This window comes from Delftia sp. JD2 (genome assembly GCF_001682645.1).
GTDB classification, from domain to species: domain Bacteria; phylum Pseudomonadota; class Gammaproteobacteria; order Burkholderiales; family Burkholderiaceae_C; genus Comamonas; species Comamonas acidovorans.
On sequence record NZ_LFJT01000154.1, the window covers coordinates 1 to 361 of the forward strand.

General features: G+C 67.9%; 1 pseudogene. It reads right to left on the reverse strand.

The features are described 5' to 3' along the window. A pseudogene (locus ACM14_RS30260) lies at positions 1 to 361 on the reverse strand (electron transfer flavoprotein subunit beta/FixA family protein); the annotation flags it as partial.

Consider the following 361-nt stretch of genomic DNA (forward strand, 5'->3'; position numbering starts at 1 on the left):
GTTCAGGCGCAGGTCGGTGGTGATGACGGCCGGCAGGCTCAGGGCCAGGGTTTCCAGGCCGCCGTCCACTTCACGCGTGACATTCACCTTGTCGCCAGCGACTTCAACCTTGGAGGCGAAGGTGGCTTGCGGCAGGTCGGCCAGGGCCGCCAGCATCTGGCCGGTCTGGTTGGCGTCGTCGTCGATGGCCTGCTTGCCCAGGATGATGAGGCCGGGTTGTTCCTTGTCCACCAGGGCCTTGAGCAGCTTGGCGACGGCCAGGGGCTGCAGCTCCTCGGTGGTCTCGACCAGGATGCCGCGGTCGGCACCGATGGCCATGGCCGTGCGCAGGGTTTCCTGGCACTGGGCCACGCCGCAGGAG